General features: G+C 33.5%; 25 protein-coding genes. 10 read left to right on the forward strand and 15 right to left on the reverse strand.

The window, feature by feature from the left end; translation table 11 throughout:
• Window positions 1–17: 17 nt before the first annotated feature.
• The 4 genes from NZ698_RS14340 to NZ698_RS14355 all read left to right on the forward strand — a co-directional run bounded on the left by NZ698_RS14340 (window position 18) and on the right by NZ698_RS14355 (window position 5,002).
• On the forward strand, window positions 18–911 hold the full coding sequence (locus NZ698_RS14340) for a hypothetical protein (RefSeq protein WP_263003883.1): 894 nt from the start codon (window positions 18–20) through the stop codon (window positions 909–911).
• 143 nt (window positions 912–1,054) lie between these two features.
• The gene (locus NZ698_RS14345; protein ID WP_263003884.1) at window positions 1,055–1,546 is read left to right on the forward strand and encodes a T9SS type A sorting domain-containing protein; all 492 of its coding nucleotides are present in this window, start codon (window positions 1,055–1,057) and stop codon (window positions 1,544–1,546) included.
• Window positions 1,543–3,792: a carbohydrate-binding domain-containing protein gene (locus NZ698_RS14350; RefSeq protein WP_263003885.1), complete on the forward strand. Its 2,250-nt coding sequence runs from the start codon at window positions 1,543–1,545 to the stop codon at window positions 3,790–3,792. The genes NZ698_RS14345 and NZ698_RS14350 overlap by 4 nt, the downstream gene beginning before the upstream one ends.
• Window positions 3,793–3,895: 103 nt before the next feature.
• Entirely contained in the window at window positions 3,896–5,002 is a 1,107-nt protein-coding gene (locus tag NZ698_RS14355) for a serine hydrolase domain-containing protein (RefSeq protein ID WP_263003886.1), read from the forward strand.
• Here the strand turns inward: NZ698_RS14355 and NZ698_RS14360 are convergent.
• From NZ698_RS14360 to NZ698_RS14370, 3 genes are read right to left on the reverse strand one after another with little or no spacing between them, the layout of a single operon-like run.
• On the reverse strand, window positions 4,995–5,720 hold the full coding sequence (locus NZ698_RS14360) for a hypothetical protein (protein ID WP_263003887.1): 726 nt from the start codon (window positions 5,718–5,720) through the stop codon (window positions 4,995–4,997). The two genes, NZ698_RS14355 and NZ698_RS14360, sit on opposite strands and share 8 nt — an antisense overlap.
• 12 nt (window positions 5,721–5,732) lie before the next feature.
• A complete protein-coding gene (locus NZ698_RS14365) occupies window positions 5,733–6,344 on the reverse strand; it encodes a hypothetical protein (RefSeq protein ID WP_263003888.1) in 612 nt (203 codons plus the stop codon).
• A complete protein-coding gene (locus NZ698_RS14370; RefSeq protein ID WP_263003889.1) occupies window positions 6,341–6,664 on the reverse strand; it encodes a PadR family transcriptional regulator in 324 nt (107 codons plus the stop codon). Before NZ698_RS14370 ends, NZ698_RS14365 begins: the two co-directional genes overlap by 4 nt.
• A gap of 91 nt (window positions 6,665–6,755) precedes the next feature.
• Here NZ698_RS14370 and thpR point away from each other — a divergent pair, with 91 nt between their 5' ends.
• Window positions 6,756–7,283: an RNA 2',3'-cyclic phosphodiesterase gene (gene thpR / locus NZ698_RS14375; protein WP_263003890.1), complete on the forward strand. Its 528-nt coding sequence runs from the start codon at window positions 6,756–6,758 to the stop codon at window positions 7,281–7,283.
• A 49-nt stretch (window positions 7,284–7,332) separates the two neighbouring features.
• On the opposite strand, the gene NZ698_RS14380 is transcribed toward thpR, so the two are convergent.
• Window positions 7,333–8,697 (reverse strand): T9SS type A sorting domain-containing protein, encoded by a 1,365-nt coding sequence (locus tag NZ698_RS14380; RefSeq protein WP_263003891.1) that lies wholly within the window; start codon window positions 8,695–8,697, stop codon window positions 7,333–7,335.
• A 2-nt stretch (window positions 8,698–8,699) separates the two neighbouring features.
• Complete coding sequence (locus tag NZ698_RS14385) at window positions 8,700–9,179, reverse strand: hypothetical protein (protein ID WP_263003892.1); 480 nt, start codon at window positions 9,177–9,179, stop codon at window positions 8,700–8,702.
• An 89-nt stretch (window positions 9,180–9,268) separates the two neighbouring features.
• On the opposite strand from NZ698_RS14385, the gene ruvC reads away from it, so the two are divergent.
• Window positions 9,269–9,823, forward strand: coding sequence for a crossover junction endodeoxyribonuclease RuvC (gene ruvC, locus NZ698_RS14390; protein WP_263003921.1), 555 nt, complete (start codon window positions 9,269–9,271; stop codon window positions 9,821–9,823).
• A 1-nt stretch (window position 9,824) separates the two neighbouring features.
• On the opposite strand, the gene NZ698_RS14395 is transcribed toward ruvC, so the two are convergent.
• Both NZ698_RS14395 and NZ698_RS14400 read right to left on the reverse strand, forming a co-directional pair.
• Window positions 9,825–10,271: a lipocalin family protein gene (locus tag NZ698_RS14395; protein WP_263003893.1), complete on the reverse strand. Its 447-nt coding sequence runs from the start codon at window positions 10,269–10,271 to the stop codon at window positions 9,825–9,827.
• 53 nt (window positions 10,272–10,324) lie between these two features.
• Window positions 10,325–12,220, reverse strand: coding sequence for a zinc-dependent metalloprotease (locus NZ698_RS14400; RefSeq protein ID WP_263003894.1), 1,896 nt, complete (start codon window positions 12,218–12,220; stop codon window positions 10,325–10,327).
• 228 nt (window positions 12,221–12,448) lie between these two features.
• Here NZ698_RS14400 and NZ698_RS14405 point away from each other — a divergent pair, with 228 nt between their 5' ends.
• The 4 genes from NZ698_RS14405 (at window position 12,449) to NZ698_RS14420 (ending at window position 14,859) form a co-directional block, all read left to right on the forward strand.
• Window positions 12,449–13,519, forward strand: coding sequence for a DUF4407 domain-containing protein (locus NZ698_RS14405; protein WP_263003895.1), 1,071 nt, complete (start codon window positions 12,449–12,451; stop codon window positions 13,517–13,519).
• Window positions 13,520–13,636: 117 nt separating this feature from the next.
• Window positions 13,637–13,834, forward strand: a complete 198-nt coding sequence (locus NZ698_RS14410) for a KTSC domain-containing protein (protein ID WP_263003896.1) — start codon at window positions 13,637–13,639, stop codon at window positions 13,832–13,834.
• A gap of 30 nt (window positions 13,835–13,864) precedes the next feature.
• A complete protein-coding gene (locus tag NZ698_RS14415; protein ID WP_263003897.1) occupies window positions 13,865–14,332 on the forward strand; it encodes a redoxin domain-containing protein in 468 nt (155 codons plus the stop codon).
• A gap of 5 nt (window positions 14,333–14,337) precedes the next feature.
• The gene (locus tag NZ698_RS14420; protein WP_263003898.1) at window positions 14,338–14,859 is read left to right on the forward strand and encodes a DsbA family protein; all 522 of its coding nucleotides are present in this window, start codon (window positions 14,338–14,340) and stop codon (window positions 14,857–14,859) included.
• A 156-nt stretch (window positions 14,860–15,015) separates the two neighbouring features.
• Here the strand turns inward: NZ698_RS14420 and NZ698_RS14425 are convergent, their stop codons facing one another.
• From NZ698_RS14425 to NZ698_RS14460, 8 genes are all read right to left on the reverse strand, one after another.
• The gene (locus NZ698_RS14425; RefSeq protein ID WP_263003899.1) at window positions 15,016–16,431 is read right to left on the reverse strand and encodes a T9SS type A sorting domain-containing protein; all 1,416 of its coding nucleotides are present in this window, start codon (window positions 16,429–16,431) and stop codon (window positions 15,016–15,018) included.
• A 278-nt stretch (window positions 16,432–16,709) separates the two neighbouring features.
• A complete protein-coding gene (gene guaB, locus NZ698_RS14430; RefSeq protein ID WP_263003900.1) occupies window positions 16,710–18,170 on the reverse strand; it encodes an IMP dehydrogenase in 1,461 nt (486 codons plus the stop codon).
• A gap of 154 nt (window positions 18,171–18,324) precedes the next feature.
• Complete coding sequence (locus tag NZ698_RS14435; protein ID WP_263003901.1) at window positions 18,325–18,825, reverse strand: DUF4252 domain-containing protein; 501 nt, start codon at window positions 18,823–18,825, stop codon at window positions 18,325–18,327.
• 11 nt (window positions 18,826–18,836) lie between these two features.
• On the reverse strand, window positions 18,837–20,105 hold the full coding sequence (locus tag NZ698_RS14440; protein ID WP_263003902.1) for a DUF4252 domain-containing protein: 1,269 nt from the start codon (window positions 20,103–20,105) through the stop codon (window positions 18,837–18,839).
• Window positions 20,106–20,168: 63 nt separating this feature from the next.
• Entirely contained in the window at window positions 20,169–20,828 is a 660-nt protein-coding gene (locus NZ698_RS14445; protein WP_263003903.1) for a hypothetical protein, read from the reverse strand.
• A complete protein-coding gene (locus NZ698_RS14450; RefSeq protein ID WP_263003904.1) occupies window positions 20,803–21,312 on the reverse strand; it encodes a GFO_1088 family ECF-type sigma factor in 510 nt (169 codons plus the stop codon). Before NZ698_RS14450 ends, NZ698_RS14445 begins: the two co-directional genes overlap by 26 nt.
• Window positions 21,313–21,573: 261 nt before the next feature.
• Entirely contained in the window at window positions 21,574–22,734 is a 1,161-nt protein-coding gene (locus tag NZ698_RS14455; protein ID WP_263003905.1) for a GlmU family protein, read from the reverse strand.
• A 200-nt stretch (window positions 22,735–22,934) separates the two neighbouring features.
• Window positions 22,935–23,186 carry a type B 50S ribosomal protein L31 gene (locus tag NZ698_RS14460; RefSeq protein ID WP_047445187.1) on the reverse strand — a complete coding sequence of 84 codons (252 nt, stop codon included), beginning with the start codon at window positions 23,184–23,186 and terminating at the stop codon, window positions 22,935–22,937.
• Between the last annotated feature and the right edge of the window lie 55 nt (window positions 23,187–23,241).

The raw sequence follows: 23,241 nt of genomic DNA on the forward strand, positions 1-23,241 counted from the left end.
AATTTAAACTTAAAAGCATGAATCCATTTTTGAGAATTGAAAAACCTTGTGAGGAATCACAAGAAAATATGCACGATGTTCCGGAAGGAAAATTCTGTGATCTGTGTTCGAAAAAAGTGATTGATTTCTCGGTTTTAAATGATTCTGAAATCTCAAAAATTGTACTGGAAAATAAAGGTGAAAAACTTTGCGGAATTTTTTTTAAAAAACAACTGAACAGACCTTTAATCGAAGAAAAAGCATTTCATTTTGAACAATCCAGACGAAAAAGTTTTGCAAAGGTTGCTGCAGGAATAGCATTAACTGCTAGTATTGTCGGTTCATATCCTGCTCAAACAACAAATATTGTTCAAAAGGAATTAGTAAATTCTGTCAATTCTCAAAAACAGACTGTTCAAGGAAAAATCAAAACAGATGACGGAAATTTTATTATTTCGGGCAGAGTAATTTCTGGAGACAAACAGCAACCGCTTTCTGCAGAAATAAGTTTTATTACCGTTTTAAAAGTTTACACTGCAAAAACAGATGAAAATGGATATTACTCTTTAGAAATTCCAAAAGATATCTTGAAATATGAAAGTCTTCTAAAATTTAAACCAAGTTATTATGCATATGACACAAAACTTGCGATCTACACGATAGAAAATCTTGGAAAAAAGCAGGTTATAAATTTGGATTATAACGGCTCTGATAAAATGTATGGAGAAGTTTCTATAAATTCATCACCTGCAACAGATAAATCTCTTGTTATTATGGATGGTAAAAAATTAGATTATAAATTATTTAACAAAAGTTTTTCAATGTATTACAACCGTTATGAATTACATTACATTCCCAAGGAATTTGTAAAGTTCTTTACAACAAAAGAAACAATTAATGACATTTATATTGTTTTTGTAAAACCAAAATAACGAATACAAAACAGAATTATTCACAAAATTTAATACAAATAATTACATTTTAAGCTTTTCGCCGACACATTTTATCCGTTTACCTCAAAATATTTTTTCATTGTTCTGTAGAATTTACTTTTGTTCTGTAAAATAATATAACAATGAAAAATCTGAATCTTTTAAGTAAAATACTTTCGGTGTTCTTACTGCTATTTGCGATTTTTGCTTTTTCGCAGACCGCAATCAAAGTCACTTATTACACCGGATCAACGCAGGATTACACCATTGAAACTACAGGGAAACTCTATTTTTCCGGAAGCAATCTTTTGGTAAAAACCAACGGAACCGCAAACAATGTTTCAATCCCGACAAATATTATCCGAAAAATCACATTCACCACTTCATCATTGGCGACTCAGGAAATCGGACAGAATAAGTCTAAGTTCAGATTGTATCCCAATCCTGCTTCAGATTTTGTGAAAATTTCTTCAGACAAAAAGCAAAAAATGAATGTGAAAATCTATTCTTCAACGGGAAGTTTAGTTTTGAAAGGAACTTTTCAACCAGATGAAGAAATCAATATCAATAGTTTGACTTCAGGTTTCTATTTGGTACAAGTAGATGAGACAACCCTTAAAATGATCAAAAAATGAGAAAGCAGATTTATATCATCTTCGCTATACTTTTAGGATTTGGATTAAAAGCACAGCAAAATATCGTTGTTCATAACTCAGGAAATACGATGTTCGCATCTTCAACTTCTGTGGTCGATAGCATAAAGTTAGATACCAATTATTCTAAATTTAAATTAACAGGAAACTCAACGGTTTTAGACATTCCAAAAACAGTGATTGACAGTCTTACATTTACTTCAAACACCGTAAATCTGACTAAAATTTATATCATTTATAAAGGAACTGACAATGCAACAATCATTAATCCGTATGCAAATCAGGGAGTTAACATTACTGCAACCGGAGGAACCGTAAATGTTGTTTCTACTGCTGCAATCAGCAATCTGGAATATAATTTATTGGGAACAAGCTCAACCGGAAGTTTAACAATGAGCTCTACTCTTCCTGCAAATTTCGTCATGAATAATTTGAATCTGACGAATTCTTCTGGAGCAGCAATCAATATTACAGGAGGACAGATCCATACATTTACATTACAAGCAGGAACTACAAATTCTCTCATAGACGGCTCTTCAAGTACTAAAAATGGAACATTACAAACCGACGGAAAAATTATTTTTAACGGAACAGGAACTTTAAATATCACCGGAATTAAAAAACACGGAATTTCCACTTCTGCAGGAATCGAAGTGCAAAGCGGAACATTGAAAGTTCTCGCTGCTGCTTCAGACGGATTTCATTCCGAAGGATTCACGATGACCAACGGAATGGTCAATATTATTGCTACTGCAGACGCAATTGATGCAGGAGACAGCGCAGTTTCTATTTCGGGAGGAAATATTACGACAACTTTAGCTTCCGCAGATGTAAAGGCGATAAAAACCGGAACTTCTACGATTACCATTTCAGGAGGAACAATTAATCTTACTTTGACCGGAGCACAATCTAAAGCAATCAGCGCAAAAGGCAACATTACTTTTGGTGGCGGAACAGTAACTGCAAATCTTTCCGGAGCAGCGGTTTTAACAGCTTCAGGAACAGGATTTGATCCTTCATTCTCAACAGCGATTAAAACTGATGCAAATGTGATTATCAACAGCGGAACTTTAAATTTAGGTTTGGCATCCACAGCCAACGGAGGAAAAGGGATTTCTGCAACGCAAAACGTTACCATTAACGGAGGATCTGTAACAATTACCACAGCAGGAAACGGCGCAACTTATACGAATACAACGGGAGTTTTAGATTCTTACTCGTCTTCCGCAATTTCCGCAGATGGAAATCTTTTAATTAGCGCCGGAACGGTCACGACCACAAGTTCGGGGACAGGAGGAAAAGGCCTAAAAGCAGACGGTACAGTTACCATAGGAACCACAACAGGAAATCCTATTCTTCTTATTAAAACTTTAGGAGCCAGATTTTTGGTTTCAGGAACAGATTACAGTCATCCGAAAACATTGGTTGCAACAGGCGCAATCACCATCAATAACGGAAATAATACATTCACTTCTACTGACGACGGGATTCATTCGGATGCATCGATTACCATAAATGGAGGGACAAATACAGTATCTGCAATATCTGCAACTACAGGAGTTGGTGAAGGTGTAGAAGCGCCAATTATTACTTTTACAGGTGGAGTAAACAATATCACTGCTTCCAACGACGGAATCAATGCAACATACGGAACAGTTTCAGGAGGAACAGAATCTAACGACAACAGTCATCTTTATATATCCGGTGGAATTGTAATCGTAGCAGGAAGCGATGCCATCGACAGCAACGGAAACATTACCATCACCGGAGGAACAACGATCGTCAACGGACCAACCAATCAACCGGAAGAAGGAATTGATTACAACGGAACTTTTCTGATGAATGGCGGAATTTTAATTTCGGCAGGATCAAATTCAAATATGACAAAAGCAATGAGTCTTACTTCAACTCAGGTCGGAATGTATTTAAAATCGAGTGCACAACTTGCAACGACTTCCGTTTTACACATCGAGAATGCAGCCGGAACAGAAATGGTGACTTTCAAACCTAAAAACGGAGTTTATTATTTCCATTTCTCTAGCCCGAATCTTTCTCAGGGAACGAGCTACAAAGTTTATTTCGGAGGAACTTACACAGGAGGAAGCTATGTGGGTGGAACTACAGGATGGGGATTATATACAGGTGGAACTTATTCTACGTCTGGAGGAACTTTAAAAAGCACTTTTACAACTTCAACAACAGCCAAAGTAAACACGGTTTCATTTTAACAAAAAATAAATTTTAAATTGATTTTCAAAACCTCTTCAATAAAATTGAGAGGTTTTTTATATTTTTGAAACACTATCCATTTCAAAATATTCAAACAACACAATGACTAAGAAAAATTTCGCATTTTTATATTTCGTAGTTCTAATATTGAGTTTAGCTTCTTGTCAAAAACCTGAAGCCGTAAAAGCTCCTGTTGATAAGAAAGCAATTGCAGATTCTGCAGTCAATCTTTATAAAAGAAAACTCTACACAACTCAGATCGACTCTATTTTAAAAAAATATAATTTCAACGGAAGTGTTGCGGTTTTTAAAGATTCAGTAGAAATTTATAGAAAGGATAATGGTTTTTCTGATTTAAAAAATGAAAAAAACATTGACAATCAAACGATTTTTGCGATCGGATCAGTCAGCAAACAATTTACCTCTGTTTTGATTTTATTAAAAATGGAGGAAGAAAAATTGAATCTTGAAGATAAAGTCTCAAAATATTTAAGAGAATTTCAGACTAAACAATACGAAAACATCACGATTCATCAACTTTTGAATCACACTTCTGGATTGAATAATTTCGGAGAAAAACTATTGTTTAAAAGCGGGTCAGGTTTTAATTATTCCAATGACGGCTTCAATGCTTTAGGAAAAATAATTGAAAAAGTGTCGGGGAAATCTTATGATGAAAATGTGATAGATTTATTTAAAAAAGTCGGGATGAGAAATTCTTCCACAGGAAATCTTTTTGAAGGTGAAAATTTTGCAGGAGCCTATTTAGGAAATCAAAAAAATTTTGAAAAAATTGCCAACATGCCCAAAAGATTAGGCAACAGAGAAATCGGAATTGCTGCAGGCGGAATTCTCTCAACAATTGATGATCTGCATCTATGGAACAACTATCTCTACTCAGGAAAAGTAATACAGCCGGAAACTTTAAAAAATTTTTTAAATAAAAGTGCCGAAAGACAACATCCGATTTTCGGAAAGATGGGTTACGGTTACGGAATTATGATGAACATCGGAAAACCTTTATGCTACTTTCACAGCGGTTATATCAAAGGATCACCATCACTCAATATTTATTATCCAGAAACCAACACTTCAGTGATTATTTTATCGAATATTGCTGATGAAGAAAAAGGAAAAAGCAACACATTCAAACCTCATCGTGAGATCAAGAATTTTACAGATATGATGGAAAATATTTCTATTAATTAGCTTCTGAAATTTTAATGAAACTATTAATTCTATCTAAAGTTTTATTATGCTCAAATAAATTGATCATTCCAAAAATCAAAATAATATGTGCTACAAAAGGAATCAAAAGCGTTAATAAAAGAGAAACAGTATCAACCGGCAAATCTGTTTTAAAAAACTGAAAAGCAGAACCTCCTTTATGCATAACAATTTGTCCCATTGAAGAAAGACAGGCGATAAGCAGGGTATTGTTTTGCTGATACATCGTATAAAACAACTTTCCTTTATATTTATAATCTATTCTGAAAAATTTTCTTTTTTTATAATGAAAAATCCATAGTGCAATTGGAGCGAAAAATACCAATCCGTTTTGGATCTTAAATAAAATACCATAAAATTCCTGAGTTTTTGAAATATAAATCGCAAACAGATTAATTACAAAAATCAAAGAAGCGATCAAAAAAGATTTCCTAAAAATGCTATTGTATTTTGCTTTTACAATTTTCTTCTCTAAAACAGAAACTTCTCCTGTGTAAAAAAGGAAATATTTGGTCATTTTAAATTCTGGTTCCCAAAGAATTTTAGTTTTAAAAAATGCCTCTTCAAAACTTAGCTTTTTATTGATTTGAAGATCAGAAACCTGTGAAATCATGTGATCACGAACTTCAAGTAAAATATCAAGTGGAAGTTTGTTTAAAATGAGATAATCATCTATTTGTTTTTCTTCTGTAGAAGTCATTATTCTAAATTTTTATAATAAAACATTTACTTTTTTACTTCTGAAATACAACAATTGAATCTGTACTGCAAAGGCATAAACAGAAAAAACTTTATTGATTTCTTCATTCCAGAAACTGATACTTTGAGTAAAATAACCAACTCCTAAAAACAGGAATACTCCTAAAAGAATATTTTGCAAAATCAGAGGATGAAAACTCAAATTATAATACTCTCTAAACTTCATCTTTTTGAAAACAAAATTGTAAAAGAGAAGAGAAACTAAAACCACTAACATTCCTATTTGTATCAGATAGAAATAATCGCTCACAAAAAATAATATCACCAATCCCAGCAATGCAAAAATGGTTGATGAGACAATAATGTTTCTGAATCTCGACTGTAAAACGGTCTTTTCAATTCTTGCGATTTTTTTGAACGAAAAAAGATCAGCTTTTACCATTTCCAGTTCATATTGCCAATCAAGTTTTGTTTTGAGAAATGCTTCCTGAAAACTCAGATTGTTTTTCATTAATTCTGAAATCTGCACAACAAAATGGTCGTAGATTTCATTAGAAATAACCGGACTCAAATTCTTTTTCTGAAGAAAAGCTTTTATTTCATGTTCCTGAACGATGCTTATCATATATTAAAAATGGTATTAAGATTAAATAGATAGGTTTTCATTTCAGCTTCCTGAGTAGCCTGTTGTTTTTTCCCTTTTTCTGTTAAAAGATAATATTTGCGGTCTCTTCCATTGATTTTTTGAATTTCAGAAGTAATCAAACCATCACCTTCCAACTTGTGCAACAGAGGATACAATGCGCCTTCTGTCATTTCCAGCTCGCCTTCCGTGAGCTCTTTTGCACGCTGAGTCATTTGATAACCATACATTTTTACCTCTTTTGAAAGCAATTTCAAAATGATGTTTTGTAACGTTCCTTTGTAAAGACTGTTGTTTTTCAATTGTCGATTTTATACATAACAAATTTATATATAATTTTCTTATGTATAAAGTTTTAATCTGAGTAATTTTAAAAAGTTTATTTTTAATCATATGAAAAAAATGTATTTCATCGCCATTTATCCGCCTCAGGAAATTATTGATGAGGTGAAAGTTTTTAAAAAAGATTTAGCTTCAAATTATAATAATTCAAAAGCATTAAAGAATGATGCTCATATCACATTATTTCCGCCTTTTGAAAGAGAACTTGATTTAGAAAATGATATTCATGTGGCATTTCAGAAAATTGACACCAATATTCCGCCATTTGAAATTACATTAAATGGTTTTGGAAGTTTTCCGAATCCTAAAAATCCTGTTCTGTATATAGAGCCGGAAGAAAATCAAGGTTTAACGGATTTACATTCAAGAGTAAAGGAAAGATTTAATTTTAAAAATTATTCATTCCATCCTCATGTTACAGTGGGTTACAGAGATTTGACTTGGGAAAATTACGTGAAAGCGTGGGAAGTCTATAACGGAAAAGAATTTAAAACTAAATTCACCGTCGACAAAATCACACTTCTCCGCCATGATGGAAAATGGGTTCCGATTGCAGAAAAGAAGCTTTCCTCGAAATAAAAAAACCGACCTGAAAAAGTCGGTTTTAATTTAATATTATTTAAAAATTTTATTCTTTAATAATTTTCTGAGAAATAATTAAATTTTTATTTTCGGTAGCGGTCATTGTATAAACTCCTGAAGGCAGATTTTGAATATTTACATAAACTGTTGCAGCATCTTTCAACTCAAATTTCACAGGAATTACTTTACCAGAAGCATCGTAAAGATTTATTTTTAAATCTTTAGCAAAGTCTGATTTTCCTCTGATGAAAAATTCTGTATTTGCCGGATTTGGATAAATGGTAAATCTTCTTTCTTCCGCTTTTATTTCGGAAGTTCCCAAAGTTGTTTTGTTTAAAGTCCAGGATACATTCGTAAAATGAACCGTTCCGTGATTATCGGTTTTTACCAAGGCTGTGTTATCTGTCACTGAGAAAAGCAAGGTATTGTTTCCGCTATTGAGTTGAGCAGGAGTAACTGTCAATGTATTTGTTGTGGCAGCTAAAACGGTTCCGTTTAAAGTCCATGTATTGACCAATGTATTTGGAATCGGAAGGATTTCATTTACAGTAAAAGTAACATTTGCGTTTGCATTGACTGCACTTGCATTCGCAGGAGTATAAGAATCTACAGGAGAAACCAGTGAATGAATTTTTTCAATAATTCTTTCTTTACAAACCGAACAAAACTGCTGATTGAGATACCTCATCTCACAACTTTGATGCGGTCTGAACCAGGTCGGGCTTTCTGCATGAGGAAAAACGCCGATTGAATTTAGACCTACCCAATTTTTCCATTTTATCGTAGCCGGATTTGAAGTTTGCGTCTTATTCGGAGCTTCCCCGGTACCTGCAAACCAGTATTCATCGGCTAAGTTTCCAAAAGAATGACCTAATTCGTGTACTACGATTTCATTTGCAGCTGTAGCTAATGAAGCAAAAGCATACGTTCCGCCACAACCACCATATTCAGTAGAATTTCCAAGAACATAGGTGATATCATAATCAGGAACATTTGCTGCTAAAACCTGAGCAACTTTGTTTGTCGTGTTGCTATAAATACATCTGTGAACACCAACATCAAACGTAGATCCTAAATAATTATTGGGATTTGAAACAGGAATTATTGGTTCTGTAACATCAGTGGCTGTTCCGGGATGCTTCACACCGGTTTCCGCAGAAATTACCTTGACAGCATAAGCATTAAAATAATTTTTATATTCCGTGTAAGGACTTTTTGTAAAAAGATAATTGACAGTATTCTGTGCAGACGTGACAAAAACCGGAAGTTGCGCTACCGTAAAACCATCTCCCAAAACGGCTATATTGATTCGCTTATCATTTGATCCGTTTTGCAGCAAAGGCACGGTATCAAATGTCTGTGAAAAACAAAATGAACTGCTCACCAACAGAATTGATAAATATTTTTTCATGATTAAAAGTTTTGAGTGAAAAGTAATTGTTTCTTCGAATCGGTGATTTTCTCGATTTTCACAGATTTTATTTCTGCAGAATATGGAAATCTTACGCTAAATTCGCTTTCGTTCAGTTTCAATTGACGTCTTTCAATTTTATCACCAAAACTTTCCAATTGAGGATTCAAAGGATCTTCAATGCTTTGTCTGATGATTTCTTTTCCTCTTCCATTGCTTAAGGTAATCAATAAGTCCCCATTTTTCACTTCATCCTCATTAAAAACCGGTTTAGATTTCATTTTTCCCTTGACAATTTTGTTTTCTACCAAAGAAATTTTTTCTAAACCTGAACCATTTTTATTTATCTTAAAAAAAAGATAAGAAATCTGATTTTCGCTTTGTACACTTGTTTTTTGCGCGTTCTGAGATTGGCTTTTGAGTTGAGAGCCACCAAAGAAAAACAAAATACTGACAGTCAATAAATTAGTAAACCTTTTCATGTAAGTTTTTTTACTAATTTATAAAAAGTATGGATAAGTTGACTGAAATATTTAAAAAAAATGAAGAATGTTCTATCTTTGACCCAATGATTCCAACAGAGAAAATAATTTTAGGCATAGACCCAGGAACTGCCATTATGGGTTTTGGACTGATTTCGGTGAAAAAGGGAAAGATGGAAATGATATCTATTCATGAACTCATTTTGAAAAAATATCCGAATCACGAGACAAAACTGAAATATATTTTCGATAAAACTCTTGCATTGATTGACGAATTTCATCCTGATGAAGTTGCGCTCGAAGCTCCTTTCTTTGGTAAAAACGTACAATCGATGTTAAAATTGGGTCGTGCTCAAGGTGTTGCGATGGCTGCAAGTCTGCACAGAAATATCCCTATTACCGAATATTCTCCAAAAAAAATAAAAATGGCGATCACCGGAAACGGAAATGCCAGTAAAGAGCAGGTTGCAGGAATGCTACAGAATCTTTTGAATTTAAAAGAATTTCCAACGAAATATCTGGATGCAACTGATGGTTTGGCTGTCGCCGTCTGTCATCATTTTAATTCGGGAACGATTGCTGATACAAAATCTTACACGGGTTGGGAAAGCTTTTTGAAACAGAATCCTGATCGTTTGAAGTAGATTATTTTCTTTGATAAATATCTTCAATTTCTGTTACTTTTCCGTCAATGATATCGTTATAAATAATTGAAAATTTATTATCTGAATAGATTTTGTATTGTTCGTTTTTCTTAAGATCGTATTCTGTATAAAATATAGAACTTTCACTGATTGTCACAGAAAAATCGTCTGAACGACTTTTTATTTTGCAGTCTTTACCCGTTGCAAATGTTTTAGCCATTATTGTTTTTTGATTTTCTTTTTTAAAGATCAATTCGTATTCTTTCATACATTCGTGAAGAGGATAAATTTTGGTTTCACTTCCGTCTTTGTAGTTTTTCTGTACAAATTTCCACGACCCTATGAAATAATCAACTTTACTTTTAGTACTTTCTTTACTAATTATTTTCTGCGAATGACATCTAATCATGAGTAAGCTAAGAAATAATATGCTCAAAAATTTTTTCATATAGCTAATTTAGATATAAAAAAAGAAGCCCTTAAAAAAGGGCTTCAAATAATTTAGTTGTTAAGGAATTTTTTTGCTCCTTTTTGATCACCGTCTGCGTAATTGACAATGTATGTGCCTTTAGTTAACTGTTGGTTAATCTGAATTTCATTTGTTTTTGAATTTCCTTTCTGTATCAGTTTTCCGCTCATGTCGTAGATTTGATAATCGCCAAATTTTATGTTTTTATTACCAAAGATCTGAAGCTTGTTGTCTGATTTTACATAAATGATCTTTGTTTCTGACTGATTCTTAATTTCAGAAGTCGATAATGATCCCAACACTTTAACGGCATAATCCTCAACTTGCCCATATTGTAATTGAGAACATGATGTAAACTCAGGAAGAACCGCAGAATTTAATGTAGCAGCATCCACTCCAACTCTCATTCTTAGATAAGTATTTTGTACAGCAGTTGCAGATGGAAGCACATTCACTGTAAGTGTACTTGCCGCTCCTGCATTCATAACACCAGACAAAGTATTGGTTACTAATTCTGCATCTTCAAAAGATCCGTTGTTATTATAATCGATCCAGACTTTAATTCTGAATTTATCTGCTTGACTAAAACCATTCATAAAAGTAACCTTCAGAGGTGTCGCAGTTGTAGCAGGAATTTCTGTAGCATAAGCAGGTCTTATACAAGTTGCATTCGCATAGTCTGCGTAATAAATAGGATTGGCTTCGTCTGAATCATAACCATTCGTAAGACTGTTGATATTTCCAAAGACTACTCTGTAAGGACCGATTGCAAAATTATTATTGGCAGCATTCACAATTCCAGCAGGATTACATTGTGCATTAATCACAGAAACAGGCGACGGAATAACTACAGAAGGATCTTTTGCACCTAATGAATTAAGAAGATTCTTTCTATACTCCATCATCATCAAAACAGCTCTGTCACGTTGCCCTTCGGTAAACTTTCGCTCAACATTCGTATAATTCATAATGTTATATTGTGTTCCGTCGTAATTCTGACTCGTACAAGGATCAATCGAATTATTATTGGGAACATTAACTCCATACATACTTCTTGAAGGAGAGGTATCGCAAACTCTGTCACCATCTGTTGCGCAGTTATTATTTACAGGACAAGTTGTTTGGCTTGTATAAGCAACCCCCTGAAAAGTATGGTACAAACCAAAAGCATGACCCAACTCATGAGTAAGTGTTGTATCATTTGTATTCTTGATTGTTGCTACTTTCATAAAACTCTCATAACTGTAATCATAAGAATCCGGGAACATTGCATATCCCATCAATCCGTAGGATAATTGTTGCTGACCGTCAAAACCAATCACTACATAAATATTAAAATAAGAGTTTTCCGGCCAGTGTGGAGCAAGCTGATTTTTGATATCATAATCACTCGCACCGTTATTACTCGACATTTTCACACCTCTTGTATCGTATGAAGGAATTGTACTTCCGTTATATCTTATAATTCCTGTAGTGGGCATACAGCTCGGTGATCTTTTTGCCAGTACAAGTTTGAAAGGCATTACCGCTCCTCCAGTAGGACCAGTTCCTTCAGGATAAAAACCATTACCGAAAGTTGTTGCATACATACTGTTTGCTCTTGCAATCCAGTTTGTAATTTCAAGATCTGTAAGAGTAAGATTGCTGTTTGCGGCAGCTTGTGATTCTATAACGTGTACTACAACAGGAATTTCGTAGACTTGTCCAGTATAAAGACCATTCCATGAAACTGTAGCACCAGATTTATTAAGAAGGGATTGCTTATCATTGTAAAACTTTTGATCAGCTTCTATTCTTTTTCTCTTTAAGTCAGGATATTTTTCATCATTTTTTTTCATTACTACATCAAAGCCACAATCTTTATGTAAATCCTGTGAAAATGAATTAATAAAAAACATAAGTACTAAAATGGTACTGATTCTTTTCATTTTTATATATATTTTTAAATATTCGCCTGCAAACCTATCATTTTTTTGTCAATTCTTAATTATATTAAACTTAAAAATTTAACAATAAGTTAATATTTAACATTAATTAATAGATATTAAATTAAAATTTAACCATCAAATCAGCCATTTTCGCATACTTGGTAAAACATATTACTATTTGTAACATTGGTATGGTTTTTAATACTAATTTTGTATAAATTTTCAATAATGAAAAATATTCAACAAACTATAAATCAGAACAATCATCAGATTAATTGGTTTCAGAAATTTCTGATGATCTGTTCAGGAGGAAATATACACATCCTCAGAAAAACACCAAGTGAATGGAATAAATTTTCCGGCATAGGAGGAATCGTGTTATTTACAGCCATTTTCGCCACACTTTCAGCTGGTTATGCTATATATACGATATTTGATGATATATGGATCTCTGTAGGATTCGCTACTTTATGGGGGTTAATGATTTTCAATCTTGATAGATACATTGTTTCTTCTATTAAAAAAACCGGAACATGGTGGAATCAAATTCTGATGTCGATTCCAAGATTGATTTTGGCTACATTTTTAGGAATTATTATTTCTAAACCTTTAGAGCTGAAAATATTTGAAAAAGAGGTTAATAAACAATTGAATACCATCATTCAGAGAAACAAAAAACAGCTTCAGGGAGAAATGAGCGGAAGAATCCTGCAACAGAGCGGTCCATTCGATACAGAAAAAAAACAGATTACAGACAAAATTGCTCAATATCAGAAATCATACGATTCTGCTGCTGTAGAATTAGAAAAAGAAATTTTAGGCAAGCAATCTGGTTTAACGAGTGGTAAAGAAGGTTTCGGGCCGAATGCAAAACGTAAGCAGGAACTGAAAGAACAACGCAGGGTTGACCTTGAAAATTATCAAAAGCAAGCAGCGCCAAGATTGGAATATTTAGACAAAGAAATTTCTAAAGTCTACACCAATCTGGAAACAGAAAGAAAGTCAACAGAAACAATTGAAGATAAATTTAATGGTTTTGCGGCGAGACTGCAGGCTTTGGATGAGTTGGGGAAAAATTCAGCAATTATTGCGACCGCAGCTGCTTTTATTATGGGACTTTTCATTTGTCTGGAAATTTCTCCGGTTTTAGTCAAATTGATTTCTCAAGTAGGACCATACGATTATCTTTTAGAAAAAACTGAAAATGATTTCAGACTTTATTCAAAAGAAAAAATCGAAAAGGGAAACTTTCTAACCGATTTCCGGATCGATGATTTTAAAGAAAACTTAAAAAAATAAATTTTAATACAAGCCTTTCAATAAAACTGAAAGGCTTTTTTGTTTCTAAAAATCAAATCTCAACATTAAATTTATTTCAGATCATATGAAGGGAATATTTTTTGCAGATAACAGTTCATGCCTTCCAGCGTAGTCAATCATTATTTCTATATTCCTGAAACTGAAATATTAAGAATTGTATATCAGTCAGGCTCGATTTATGATTACTTAAAAGTTCCGCAGGAGATTTTTGATAAATTCAGGGCGGCAAAATCAAAAGGACAATTTCTGAATGCGGTGATTAAACGAAAATTCAGATTCAGAAAAATATCCTGAATTCAAAATAAACCAATACAAAATAATACTATGATACTAGAAAAAGGAACCTCAGCTCCCGATTTTGAACTTAACGCAACTCCCGATCAGAAATTGAAACGTTCTGATTTTTCAGGGAAAAATTTAATCTTAGTTTTTTATCCTGCAGACTGGAGTCCTGTTTGTGGAGATCAAGTCGCTTTATACAACGAAATGCTCAGCATTTTCCATAAATATAATGCAGATATCGTGGGAATTTCGGTTGACAGCTCTTGGTGTCACGATGCTTTCAGCTCAGACAGAAAATTACATTATCCACTTTTGGCAGATTTTAACCCGAAAGGTGAAGTTTCAAAAGCGTATGGAGTTTATAATGAAGAAAACGGAACTTCACAGAGAGCTTTATTTGTGATTGATCCAGAAGGAATTATCCAATGGAGCTACTTATCTCCGGACGGAATTAATCCCGGCGCAGACGGAATCATCGAAGCATTAGAAACATTAACAAAAAATCAATAAATATTATGTCTTTAACCATACCAGTAAGTGAAAATGATCATATTGTAGGTGATCCCAATACCGCAAAAATAGTTCTTGTAGAATACGGAGATTACGAATGTCCACATTGTGGAAATGCTTTCCCGATTGTCAAAAAATTTGTTGATGAAAACAGAAAGGATGTAGCTTTCGTATTCAGAAACTTTCCTTTAAAAGATGCTCATCCAAATGCTATGGCAGCTGCTGCAACTGCGGAAGCTTCGGCCAAACAAGGGAAATTCTGGGAAATGCATGATCAAATTTTCCAAAGCCATGCAGGTTTAAATGTGGAGACGCTGGAGCAATTGGTAGAAGCAGTCGGACTTGACAACGAAATATTTAAAGAAGATGTTAAAAGCGAAGAATTACTTAACAAAATTGACGAAGATTTTGAAGGCGGTGTAAGAAGCGGTGTCAATGGAACTCCTTCATTCTTTGTCAATGGTGAGAAATGGGAAGGCTATGACGGAACTGAGGAATCTCTCTCTTCTTTGCTGTCAAATCAATAAATCTATTTCAACAAATAAAAAATAATCCGTCACACAAAAAATAGGTGAGACGGATTATTTCATTTCATATAAATTACATTTCTACGTAAATTCATATAAATTCAAACAAAAAGCGGACATTCAGAAGAATGTCCGCTAAATTTAAATAGACAAATTTTATTTCTTTATAAATTTAAGATTACTTACTTGTCCGTTATTTCCTTTATCGCTAATAATGTATACACCTTTAGGTAGTGAGTTTACAGTATGTTCACTTCCTTTAAGATTACTCATGATAAGCTTTCCTGAAATATTGTAAATGTTACCATTTTCTAAATCATCAGAAAGTTTAAGTATATTTCCTACCGGATTTTCTAAAATAGAAATCTTATGATTTGCTTTTATATCATCTTTTACAGCAAGAACTTCGTTTGGAAGAAGTATTCTTTTAAGAAAAATATTATTTGTGTTATTGTTGCCGTAGAACAAATTATAAATACTTCCATTTGGATGAACTAGAACATCTGCGTATGACTCAAAACCGGTCGAGTTCGGAATCGTCATTGTGAAAGTACCTCCCTGTCCAAATCCTGTATTAACTGCACCATTATAATTCAATCTTGTAAAAGTATGATCAGTTTGAGAACTCGAACCATTATTAGCATACATTATAACACTTCCTCCTGATTGAAAAAGCATTTGTGATACATATAGCTGAGTTGATAATGACACTTTCCCATTGATTCCAAACGCCGCATCCGGAGCAAGATTAGAATCTAATTTCAGCAGTTCGTGAACAGAAGAATTATTCTTATCTATGTAAAAAGATGCATTGTTCTGATAAACTCTTCCTGTCACATAATTATTGGAACCCGAAATACCTGCAGTCTCGTTTAAAAGCTTGTATAACGTCCTGTTGCTGGTGTTATTTGTTGGATGTCCATCGATATAAACATTATCTCCATTTACATAAACATCATTAATTTCAAATGTAATTGTTCTAATTCCATTGGTACCATAAGTTGTATCAAGGCTTCCATTTGAATTAAATCTCATCATGTAGTTAGGACCATAGGAAAGATATTTTCCTGATGAAAGAATTTTAAAATCCATAGGAGCATTATCAATATCTGTTGTCGTCGTCGTCCATGGATTAGTAAAAGTTGTATCTAGTGTACCATTAGCATTAAGTCTCATAAGATTTAATGTAAGAGATTCGGGATCAATACCATTGTCAAGCTGATTTCCGTACGCAAAAAATAATTTTCCATCACTTTGTACTAAAACCTTCGAAAAACCTTCGAAATAATTAGTATTTGCATAAAGATCCATTGTAAAAACACCAGCAGTTGCAAAAGTTTGATCTAAAGATCCATCAGCATTTAATTTCAAAATAACTGCTTTTTTGGATGTAGAGCTTTCAAAGTTTCCACTGAAAATCATTTTTCCGTCTGGCAAAAGAGTGGTCTGGAAAAAAGAACCTTTTTCGGCATGTGTTACAGTACCATTACTCCCAAAATTAGTATCAACAGACTGTGCAAAACCAAATTGAATACTTAATAAAATTCCTAAAGAAAGGAAAGATTTTTTCATAATTTTTTTTTATGCAAATATATATAATAAATATCCTATTTAAAATACCACAAGCTTGTGATTTTCAGTCATCAATTTTTATCTACCGACAAGATCTTAGCAACTGATATTCAGACAGTTTGTTTTACTAAAGTATGATTTTTCTTATAACAATACTATAAAATAAGATCATATTTAAGAAACCAAATTACTGAGTGAACTATATATATAAAAAAATCGGCGGTCACAATGCGACTGCCGATTCTGTATGTTTTAAAATTATTTTTTAATATAATCAATTACAGAGAATAATTTGGAGCTTCCGAAGTTATGATAACGTCATGAGGATGAGATTCTTTCAATCCGCTTCCTGTGATCATCACCATTTTAGTGTCTTTCTGTAAAGCTTCAATATCTTTTGCTCCACAGTACCCCATTCCGGCTCTAAGACCTCCTGTCAACTGGAAAATAACATCTTCTAACTTCCCTTTGTGCGGAACTCTACCTTCAATACCTTCAGGCACGAATTTCTTAGCCTCACTTTGGAAATATCTCTCTTTTCCACCTCTCTTCATTGCGGAAAGACTTCCCATTCCCTGATAAGCTTTGAATTTTCTTCCTTGGTAAATAATTTCTTCACCCGGAGATTCGTCAGTTCCTGCTAAAAGCGAACCAACCATTACAGCTCCTGCTCCACTTGCAATTGCTTTTACAATATCTCCTGAAAGCTTAACACCTCCATCAGCGATTACGGCTACATTTTTAGACTTAGCATATTCGTAAACGTTATAAATTGCTGATAATTGAGGAACTCCAACTCCTGCAACAACTCTTGTTGTACAGATAGAACCGGGACCAACACCCACTTTAAGTACGTTTGCTCCTGCTTTGATCAAATCTTTTGCAGCTTCAGCAGTAACGATATTTCCACCTACCAAATCCAAATCCGGATAAGCTTTTCTGATTTCTGAAATTTTATCTAAAACTCCTTTAGAATGACCGTGTGCAGAATCGATAGCGATAATATCTACTCCGGCTTTCACCAAAGCAGCAATTCGGTCCATTGTATCTTCACCCACTCCAACTCCGGCTCCTACCAATAAGCGACCGTTTTCGTCTTTGTTTGCGTTTGGATATTCTAATTGATTGTCGATATCTTTGATAGTAATCAAACCAACCAGTTTATATTCTTTATCAACGATCGGAAGTTTTTCAACTCTGTTTTTAAGAAGAATTTCTTTAGCCTTTTCCAGGTTTGTGCTTTTATCGGAAGTAATCAAGTGATCTTTGGTCATGATTTCTTCGACTTTCATATCAAGGTTTTCCTGATATTTCACGTCTCTGTTTGTAATAATTCCGATTAAAACATTATTCGGATCTACAACAGGAAGACCAGAAATTTTATATTTAGCCATTGTTTCTTTAGCCTGAGCCAAAGTATGATCTTTTGTAAGAGTTACAGGATCAGAGATCATTCCGTTTTCCGAACGTTTTACACGGTTTACCTGTGCAGCCTGCTCAGCAATCGTCATGTTCTTGTGTATGAAACCTAAACCACCAACTCTTGCCAATGCAATCGCCAAATCACCTTCTGTTACCGTATCCATTGCAGCGGAAACTATCGGAACATTAAGCGTAATTTTATCGGTAAGTCTTGATTTTAATGAAACCTGATTAGGTAAAACTTCAGAATAAGCAGGGACTAGAAGCACGTCATCGAAAGTGATGGCTGTCTCTACAATTTTGTTATGAATAGACATCTTTACTTTCTTGCAAAATTAAGGCTTTTTAGCGAGATACGAAAATCGTTTTTAATAGTTTAAATAAAACTTAATAATCAATTATATTTATTAAAAAAGTCGCAATCTAAACGACTACGACTTTCCACAATATAAAAATAAGTTAATATGAATTTTATTTATCTGAAACGTGACTGATCATCTGGGAAATATCATCCGGCGTGAAACTTCCCTTTACATCTACAAAAACCAAATCTTTATCTGAGTTTACCGTAATCAGCATATTCTTGATTGATTCACCATTTTGTTTTACTCTGATGTTTACGTTATTGCCGTCGTGTTTTATAGTCGCCCAGTCTTCATAATTGTTATCATTTAAATAACTCGCATAATCTTTAAGCATCTTTTTGTTTCCGTTTTCTACCGTGAGAACTTTTATTTTAGAAACTTTTTTTACTAATGCAATGACTGCATCATTATCACCTTCTTCCTTCAAAGCTTTTTTGATGTAAGGTTTAGCTAAAAATAACGGCACATTGATGCTTACGAATTTTGCGCCTTTGTAATCATATTCTGATTTTGAGAAAAATGCCATATTCGGTTTTTCTGAAACGATACATGATTGCATCAGAAACATTACACAAATGGCAACGAAGATTGTTTTTAAGATTTTCATGGCTTTAATATTTAGTTGATTGATGATAGACTTCCTCCAGAAACTTTACTGACATCAGAATCAATTTTTGGATTTCCTTTATATTTTACCGATCCTCCTGAAGATGCCTTCACTCTCATTTTATTCTGAACATTTACTGAAGCGCTGCTTCCTGATGTAGATTCTACTTCCGCAACATTTACACGAAGATTTTCTGCTTTTACCACTGCACCGCTGCTTACATCAATCATTCCAACGTCTGCATTCCCTTCCACGTTTGCACTTGCACCGCTTGAGCTTTTCATAATTATTTTACCAGAAGTGATATTCGCCTTTACATTAGAACCTGAACTTACCGTAAGATCTGTCGTATTATTGATGGTAAATTTTCCTGCCACATTCGATCCTGACGAAGCATCGATTCTCAGATTATTTTCTTTAATAGAATTTACAACTGTAAAAGTAGAACCTGAAGATGTTTTAATATCATCCATTTTTGGTGAAGAAATATTAACACTTAAGTTTTTAAATTTCATTTTTTTTGCACCCTTATTGTCGATATACACTTTCAAAACTCCATTTTCTACTTTTGTAATGATATTCTGAAGTTTGTCTGAATCTGCATAAACCTTAACATTAGTTGCATTTTCCTGTTTGAAAACTACATTTACACCTGTACTCACTTCGATTCCTGAAAACTCGCCGACATTTCTGTTTTCCCCATTAAGATAAGATGATGTGTTTTCTGAATTAAAACTGCTCCTTGTTGTAGAAGTTTTTGATGAAGTGGTATTGGTTTCACTTGAGTTGATGATTTTATTAACATCATCCATAGAAAGTTTACCATCAAGCATTACCAAAATGTTTTCGCCACCTCCGCTGTCAATTCTCAACAGAATGTCTTCAAGAATTCCGTCTTTAGCTTCAGATGAAAGAAATTTGATTTTGCTTTCTCCGTTATTTACCGACATGATTTCGTTATAATTCATGTTTTTCAGGTAAGACGTGATTTCTTTATTTAACTGAGAAACGTTGATGAGACTTTTCGTATTACCAGAATCTTCGGTAATTAAAACTTTCAAGCCATCTATTTTTGAAAGTAAAGGTTTTATCTGATCCAATTCAGAATCTCCAATATTTAAATTGCTCAGCATTCCAAACATGGGTTTTGCAATTTTGATAGAAGTGACACCTTCCGCTTCTTGATATTTATCAAAAAGTTGATTGAGTTTATCTTTTTGCCCATACACATTAAAAAAATGTGAGAAAGCGAGTGCGAATATGATGAATATTTTTTTCATGACTTTAATTAAAATTTAGTTGACTACAAGCCGCCTGATCAGTTGCGTAATCTATGATTTCTATTAGTATTCTACGTTGTCCATTACTTTTGGTTGTGACAAAGCCTGATTGACATTGTTTGCAACCACCTGAAACGAATATTTTGTAACATTTATAGCTTCTTCCATATTTTCGATTCTTTTACCGTTGACAATTACATAAGAATCTTTGTACCCGGTAGAATCTTTTATATTCTTGACAGCAGAATTACTGACGTATCTTGGTTTGGTCTCCTTTTTAATTCTGCTTTTTTTAGAAAGAATTTTATCTAAAACATCTACTTCAGCTATCGAATTCTCTTCAAAAATGGAATCTCTTTTCTCTCCGGAAATTGAATCGTTGCTTAATACCGCAACCTGAGTCTGATGTTCATGATTTTCTTTAATAAAATCAGATTTCTGTTTTTGAATTTCATTAGCAACCAATTGTGCCTGATTTTCTAAGTCTGCATTTTGATTATAATTAAAAATAAACCCGACACTGAAAAGCAAAACTATACTTGCAGCCATCCAGAACCATTTTGGAAATGAAGGTTTGGCTTTGCTGATCGGAATAATTTCAGCTCCGTTATTTGCATTACCTTCTGCTTTTTGAAGAAAATCTTCAAAATCCCAGTTCATTTTTTCCTCTTTTAAGTCCTTTAAGACTTCATTATATTTATCCTGAAATTGATCTTTGCTCATAGCTCATCAGTTGTGAGATTTGTTCTTTTACTTTTTTTCTTGCCCGCATAAGATTCACTCTTACTGCATTTTCTTCCATTTCCAGCATGGTGGAAATTTCAGATACATCATACTCTTCTACATCTTTCAAATGGATGACCATTTTCTGTTTCTCAGGAAGCTGATTAATAAAACTAATGATATGTTCCTTGAGATTATTCACATCCATACTGTAGAGTTCCGATCGGTGAAGCTGCAGATCTGCAAAACCCAACTTCACATCGTGGTGTTTCAATCTATTGAGGCATTCGTTTTTCACAGATTTTAGTGCGTACGATTTTAGATTTCCAAAACTTTCAAGTTCTTCTTTTTTCTGCCAAAACCTGATCATTAAATCCTGCACCACATCTTCTGCCTCATCACTGCTCATGACAAATCTTTTCGCAAAACGATACATCTCATCTTTGAGAATGAAAACCGTATTCTTGAAAGTCTCTTGGGTCATAAGTTTGTTTCTATAAGTAAGACATCTAAAAACTGTAAAACATTACATGTAAAACAAAAAAACTTCAAAAAAAAGTTTGAAGTTTTATTTTTAATTGAAAAACAATTCAATTTTTAAACATTAAGGCATTTGAGAATTTTAGATTTTTTAAGCTGAGCTTTGTTTTAAGACGCATCGCTTAATGATTATCTTCAGATAATTTTCTTAAAAAAACTTAACTGCTTAAATCATCTTAATGGTTCAATTTTCTCACTATTTTTTTTAATAATTATCAAAAATATGTTTCAAAATTGTCTTGTCACCATCTGTTAAAGGCAGTTTTCTTCTCGCCATCACTTTCTCCGCAACTTCGTAGGCTTTGTCTAATTTAAATCTTTCATCATCTTTAAATCCGCCCCACGAAAAACTTTCTATCAGATTTGGCGGAAATCCTTCTCTGAAAATATTGGAAGCTACGCCAATCACCGTTCCTGTATTGAGTTGGGTATTGATGGCTGTTTTAGAATGATCTCCCATAATCAAACCTGCGAACTGTAAACCTGTATCTTCAAAATGTTTGGTTCTGTAATTCCAAAGTTTGACATTTGCATAATTGTTTTTCAAATTAGATGAATTGGTATCTGCACCCAGATTACACCATTCACCAATCACGGAATTTCCTATAAAACCGTCATGACCTTTATTAGAATATCCGAAAATAATGATGTTATTCACTTCGCCACCCACTTTAGAATGAGGACCAATCGTAGTTGCACCGTAAATTTTCGCACCTAAATTAAATTTTGATTCTTCACATAATGCAATCGGGCCTCGGAGATTGCAACCTTCCATCACTTCAGCATTTTTTCCGATATAAATTTTCCCGGTTTTGGTATTGATTGTTGAAAATTCAATTTGCGCGCCTTCTTCGATGAACAAATCATTTTTATCACCCAAAAATCCGTTGGTAGAAGATAATTCCTGACTAACTTTTCCTTCCGCTAATAATTTAAAATCGAAATCAATTGCTTTATCGTTGTAAGTGAAAAGATCAGTTGGCTTTTTAAAGAAAATCAATTCTTCTTTGATGTCGGTCATTTTCTCAATTTGATTCAGAGAAAAACCTTTCATATTGATTCTTGCAGCAATTAATTCATCTTCATAGACCAAAGCTTCTCCCAATTTTAAATCTCTAATTTGTTGAATGATTGTTTCTGTCGGTAAAAAATTGGTTACCAAAAAAAGACTTTCTACATCTTCCGGATTTTTAAATTTTCCCTGAAGGTAATTTTCAGTAAAAAAAGAAACTTCTGTGTTGTCTAAAATTTTCTGCCATCTTTCAGAGAAGGTTAAAATTCCGCATCGCATTTCTGCAACAGGGCGGGTAAATGTAAGCGGAAGAAAATCTTCCCAATATTGTGCATCGGAGAATACGAGTTGCATTTGAATAAAGTTTTTTAGGTTGGAAGCTGGATGTTAGAAGCTGGGAGTTTATAATTGTTCTTTTTATTTCTAACATCTGCATTGCACAAAAATACGAATCCTGGAATTAATTTTAGAGATTTGACTTTTAATTCTAATTAAAGCGTATAAAAAAAGTCTCCCAAAATTTGGAAGACTTTAAATATTTTTAAAACAAAAAATTACTTAGAGAATTTCTTGTATTTATTCATGAACTTGTCTACTCTACCTGCAGTATCAACTAATTTAGTCTTTCCTGTGTAGAAAGGGTGAGAGCTAGAAGAGATTTCCATTTTGATCAATGGGTACTCAACACCTTCGTGCTCGATAGTATCTTTTGTGTCAGCAGTAGATTTTCCTACAAATACCTCGTCGTTACTCATATCTTTGAAAACAACAAGTCTATAATTTTCTGGGTGAATTCCTTTTTTCATAATACAATTTTTTAAAAAAATTAAAGTTTTGCTTTCGAAATAGTAATGGTATTTC

The sequence above is a fragment of the Chryseobacterium edaphi genome (assembly GCF_025628985.1).
Classification (GTDB): domain Bacteria; phylum Bacteroidota; class Bacteroidia; order Flavobacteriales; family Weeksellaceae; genus Chryseobacterium; species Chryseobacterium edaphi.

Coding starts and splice junctions, on each gene's coding strand:
- NZ698_RS14460 (WP_047445187.1), bottom strand. CDS start 23,186: ATGAAAAAAGGAATTCACCCAGAAAATTATAGACTTGTTGTTTTCAAA.
- NZ698_RS14415 (WP_263003897.1), top strand. CDS start 13,865: ATGATACTAGAAAAAGGAACCTCAGCTCCCGATTTTGAACTTAACGCA.
- guaB (WP_263003900.1), bottom strand. CDS start 18,170: ATGTCTATTCATAACAAAATTGTAGAGACAGCCATCACTTTCGATGAC.
- NZ698_RS14450 (WP_263003904.1), bottom strand. CDS start 21,312: ATGACCCAAGAGACTTTCAAGAATACGGTTTTCATTCTCAAAGATGAG.
- NZ698_RS14395 (WP_263003893.1), bottom strand. CDS start 10,271: ATGAAAAAATTTTTGAGCATATTATTTCTTAGCTTACTCATGATTAGA.
- NZ698_RS14380 (WP_263003891.1), bottom strand. CDS start 8,697: ATGAAAAAATATTTATCAATTCTGTTGGTGAGCAGTTCATTTTGTTTT.
- NZ698_RS14345 (WP_263003884.1), top strand. CDS start 1,055: ATGAAAAATCTGAATCTTTTAAGTAAAATACTTTCGGTGTTCTTACTG.
- NZ698_RS14435 (WP_263003901.1), bottom strand. CDS start 18,825: ATGAAAATCTTAAAAACAATCTTCGTTGCCATTTGTGTAATGTTTCTG.
- NZ698_RS14365 (WP_263003888.1), bottom strand. CDS start 6,344: ATGATAAGCATCGTTCAGGAACATGAAATAAAAGCTTTTCTTCAGAAA.
- NZ698_RS14340 (WP_263003883.1), top strand. CDS start 18: ATGAATCCATTTTTGAGAATTGAAAAACCTTGTGAGGAATCACAAGAA.
- NZ698_RS14425 (WP_263003899.1), bottom strand. CDS start 16,431: ATGAAAAAATCTTTCCTTTCTTTAGGAATTTTATTAAGTATTCAATTT.
- NZ698_RS14360 (WP_263003887.1), bottom strand. CDS start 5,720: ATGACTTCTACAGAAGAAAAACAAATAGATGATTATCTCATTTTAAAC.
- NZ698_RS14355 (WP_263003886.1), top strand. CDS start 3,896: ATGACTAAGAAAAATTTCGCATTTTTATATTTCGTAGTTCTAATATTG.
- NZ698_RS14350 (WP_263003885.1), top strand. CDS start 1,543: ATGAGAAAGCAGATTTATATCATCTTCGCTATACTTTTAGGATTTGGA.
- NZ698_RS14440 (WP_263003902.1), bottom strand. CDS start 20,105: ATGAAAAAAATATTCATCATATTCGCACTCGCTTTCTCACATTTTTTT.
- NZ698_RS14445 (WP_263003903.1), bottom strand. CDS start 20,828: ATGAGCAAAGATCAATTTCAGGATAAATATAATGAAGTCTTAAAGGAC.
- NZ698_RS14420 (WP_263003898.1), top strand. CDS start 14,338: ATGTCTTTAACCATACCAGTAAGTGAAAATGATCATATTGTAGGTGAT.
- NZ698_RS14455 (WP_263003905.1), bottom strand. CDS start 22,734: ATGCAACTCGTATTCTCCGATGCACAATATTGGGAAGATTTTCTTCCG.
- NZ698_RS14400 (WP_263003894.1), bottom strand. CDS start 12,220: ATGAAAAGAATCAGTACCATTTTAGTACTTATGTTTTTTATTAATTCA.
- thpR (WP_263003890.1), top strand. CDS start 6,756: ATGAAAAAAATGTATTTCATCGCCATTTATCCGCCTCAGGAAATTATT.
- NZ698_RS14410 (WP_263003896.1), top strand. CDS start 13,637: ATGCCTTCCAGCGTAGTCAATCATTATTTCTATATTCCTGAAACTGAA.
- NZ698_RS14405 (WP_263003895.1), top strand. CDS start 12,449: ATGAAAAATATTCAACAAACTATAAATCAGAACAATCATCAGATTAAT.
- NZ698_RS14385 (WP_263003892.1), bottom strand. CDS start 9,179: ATGAAAAGGTTTACTAATTTATTGACTGTCAGTATTTTGTTTTTCTTT.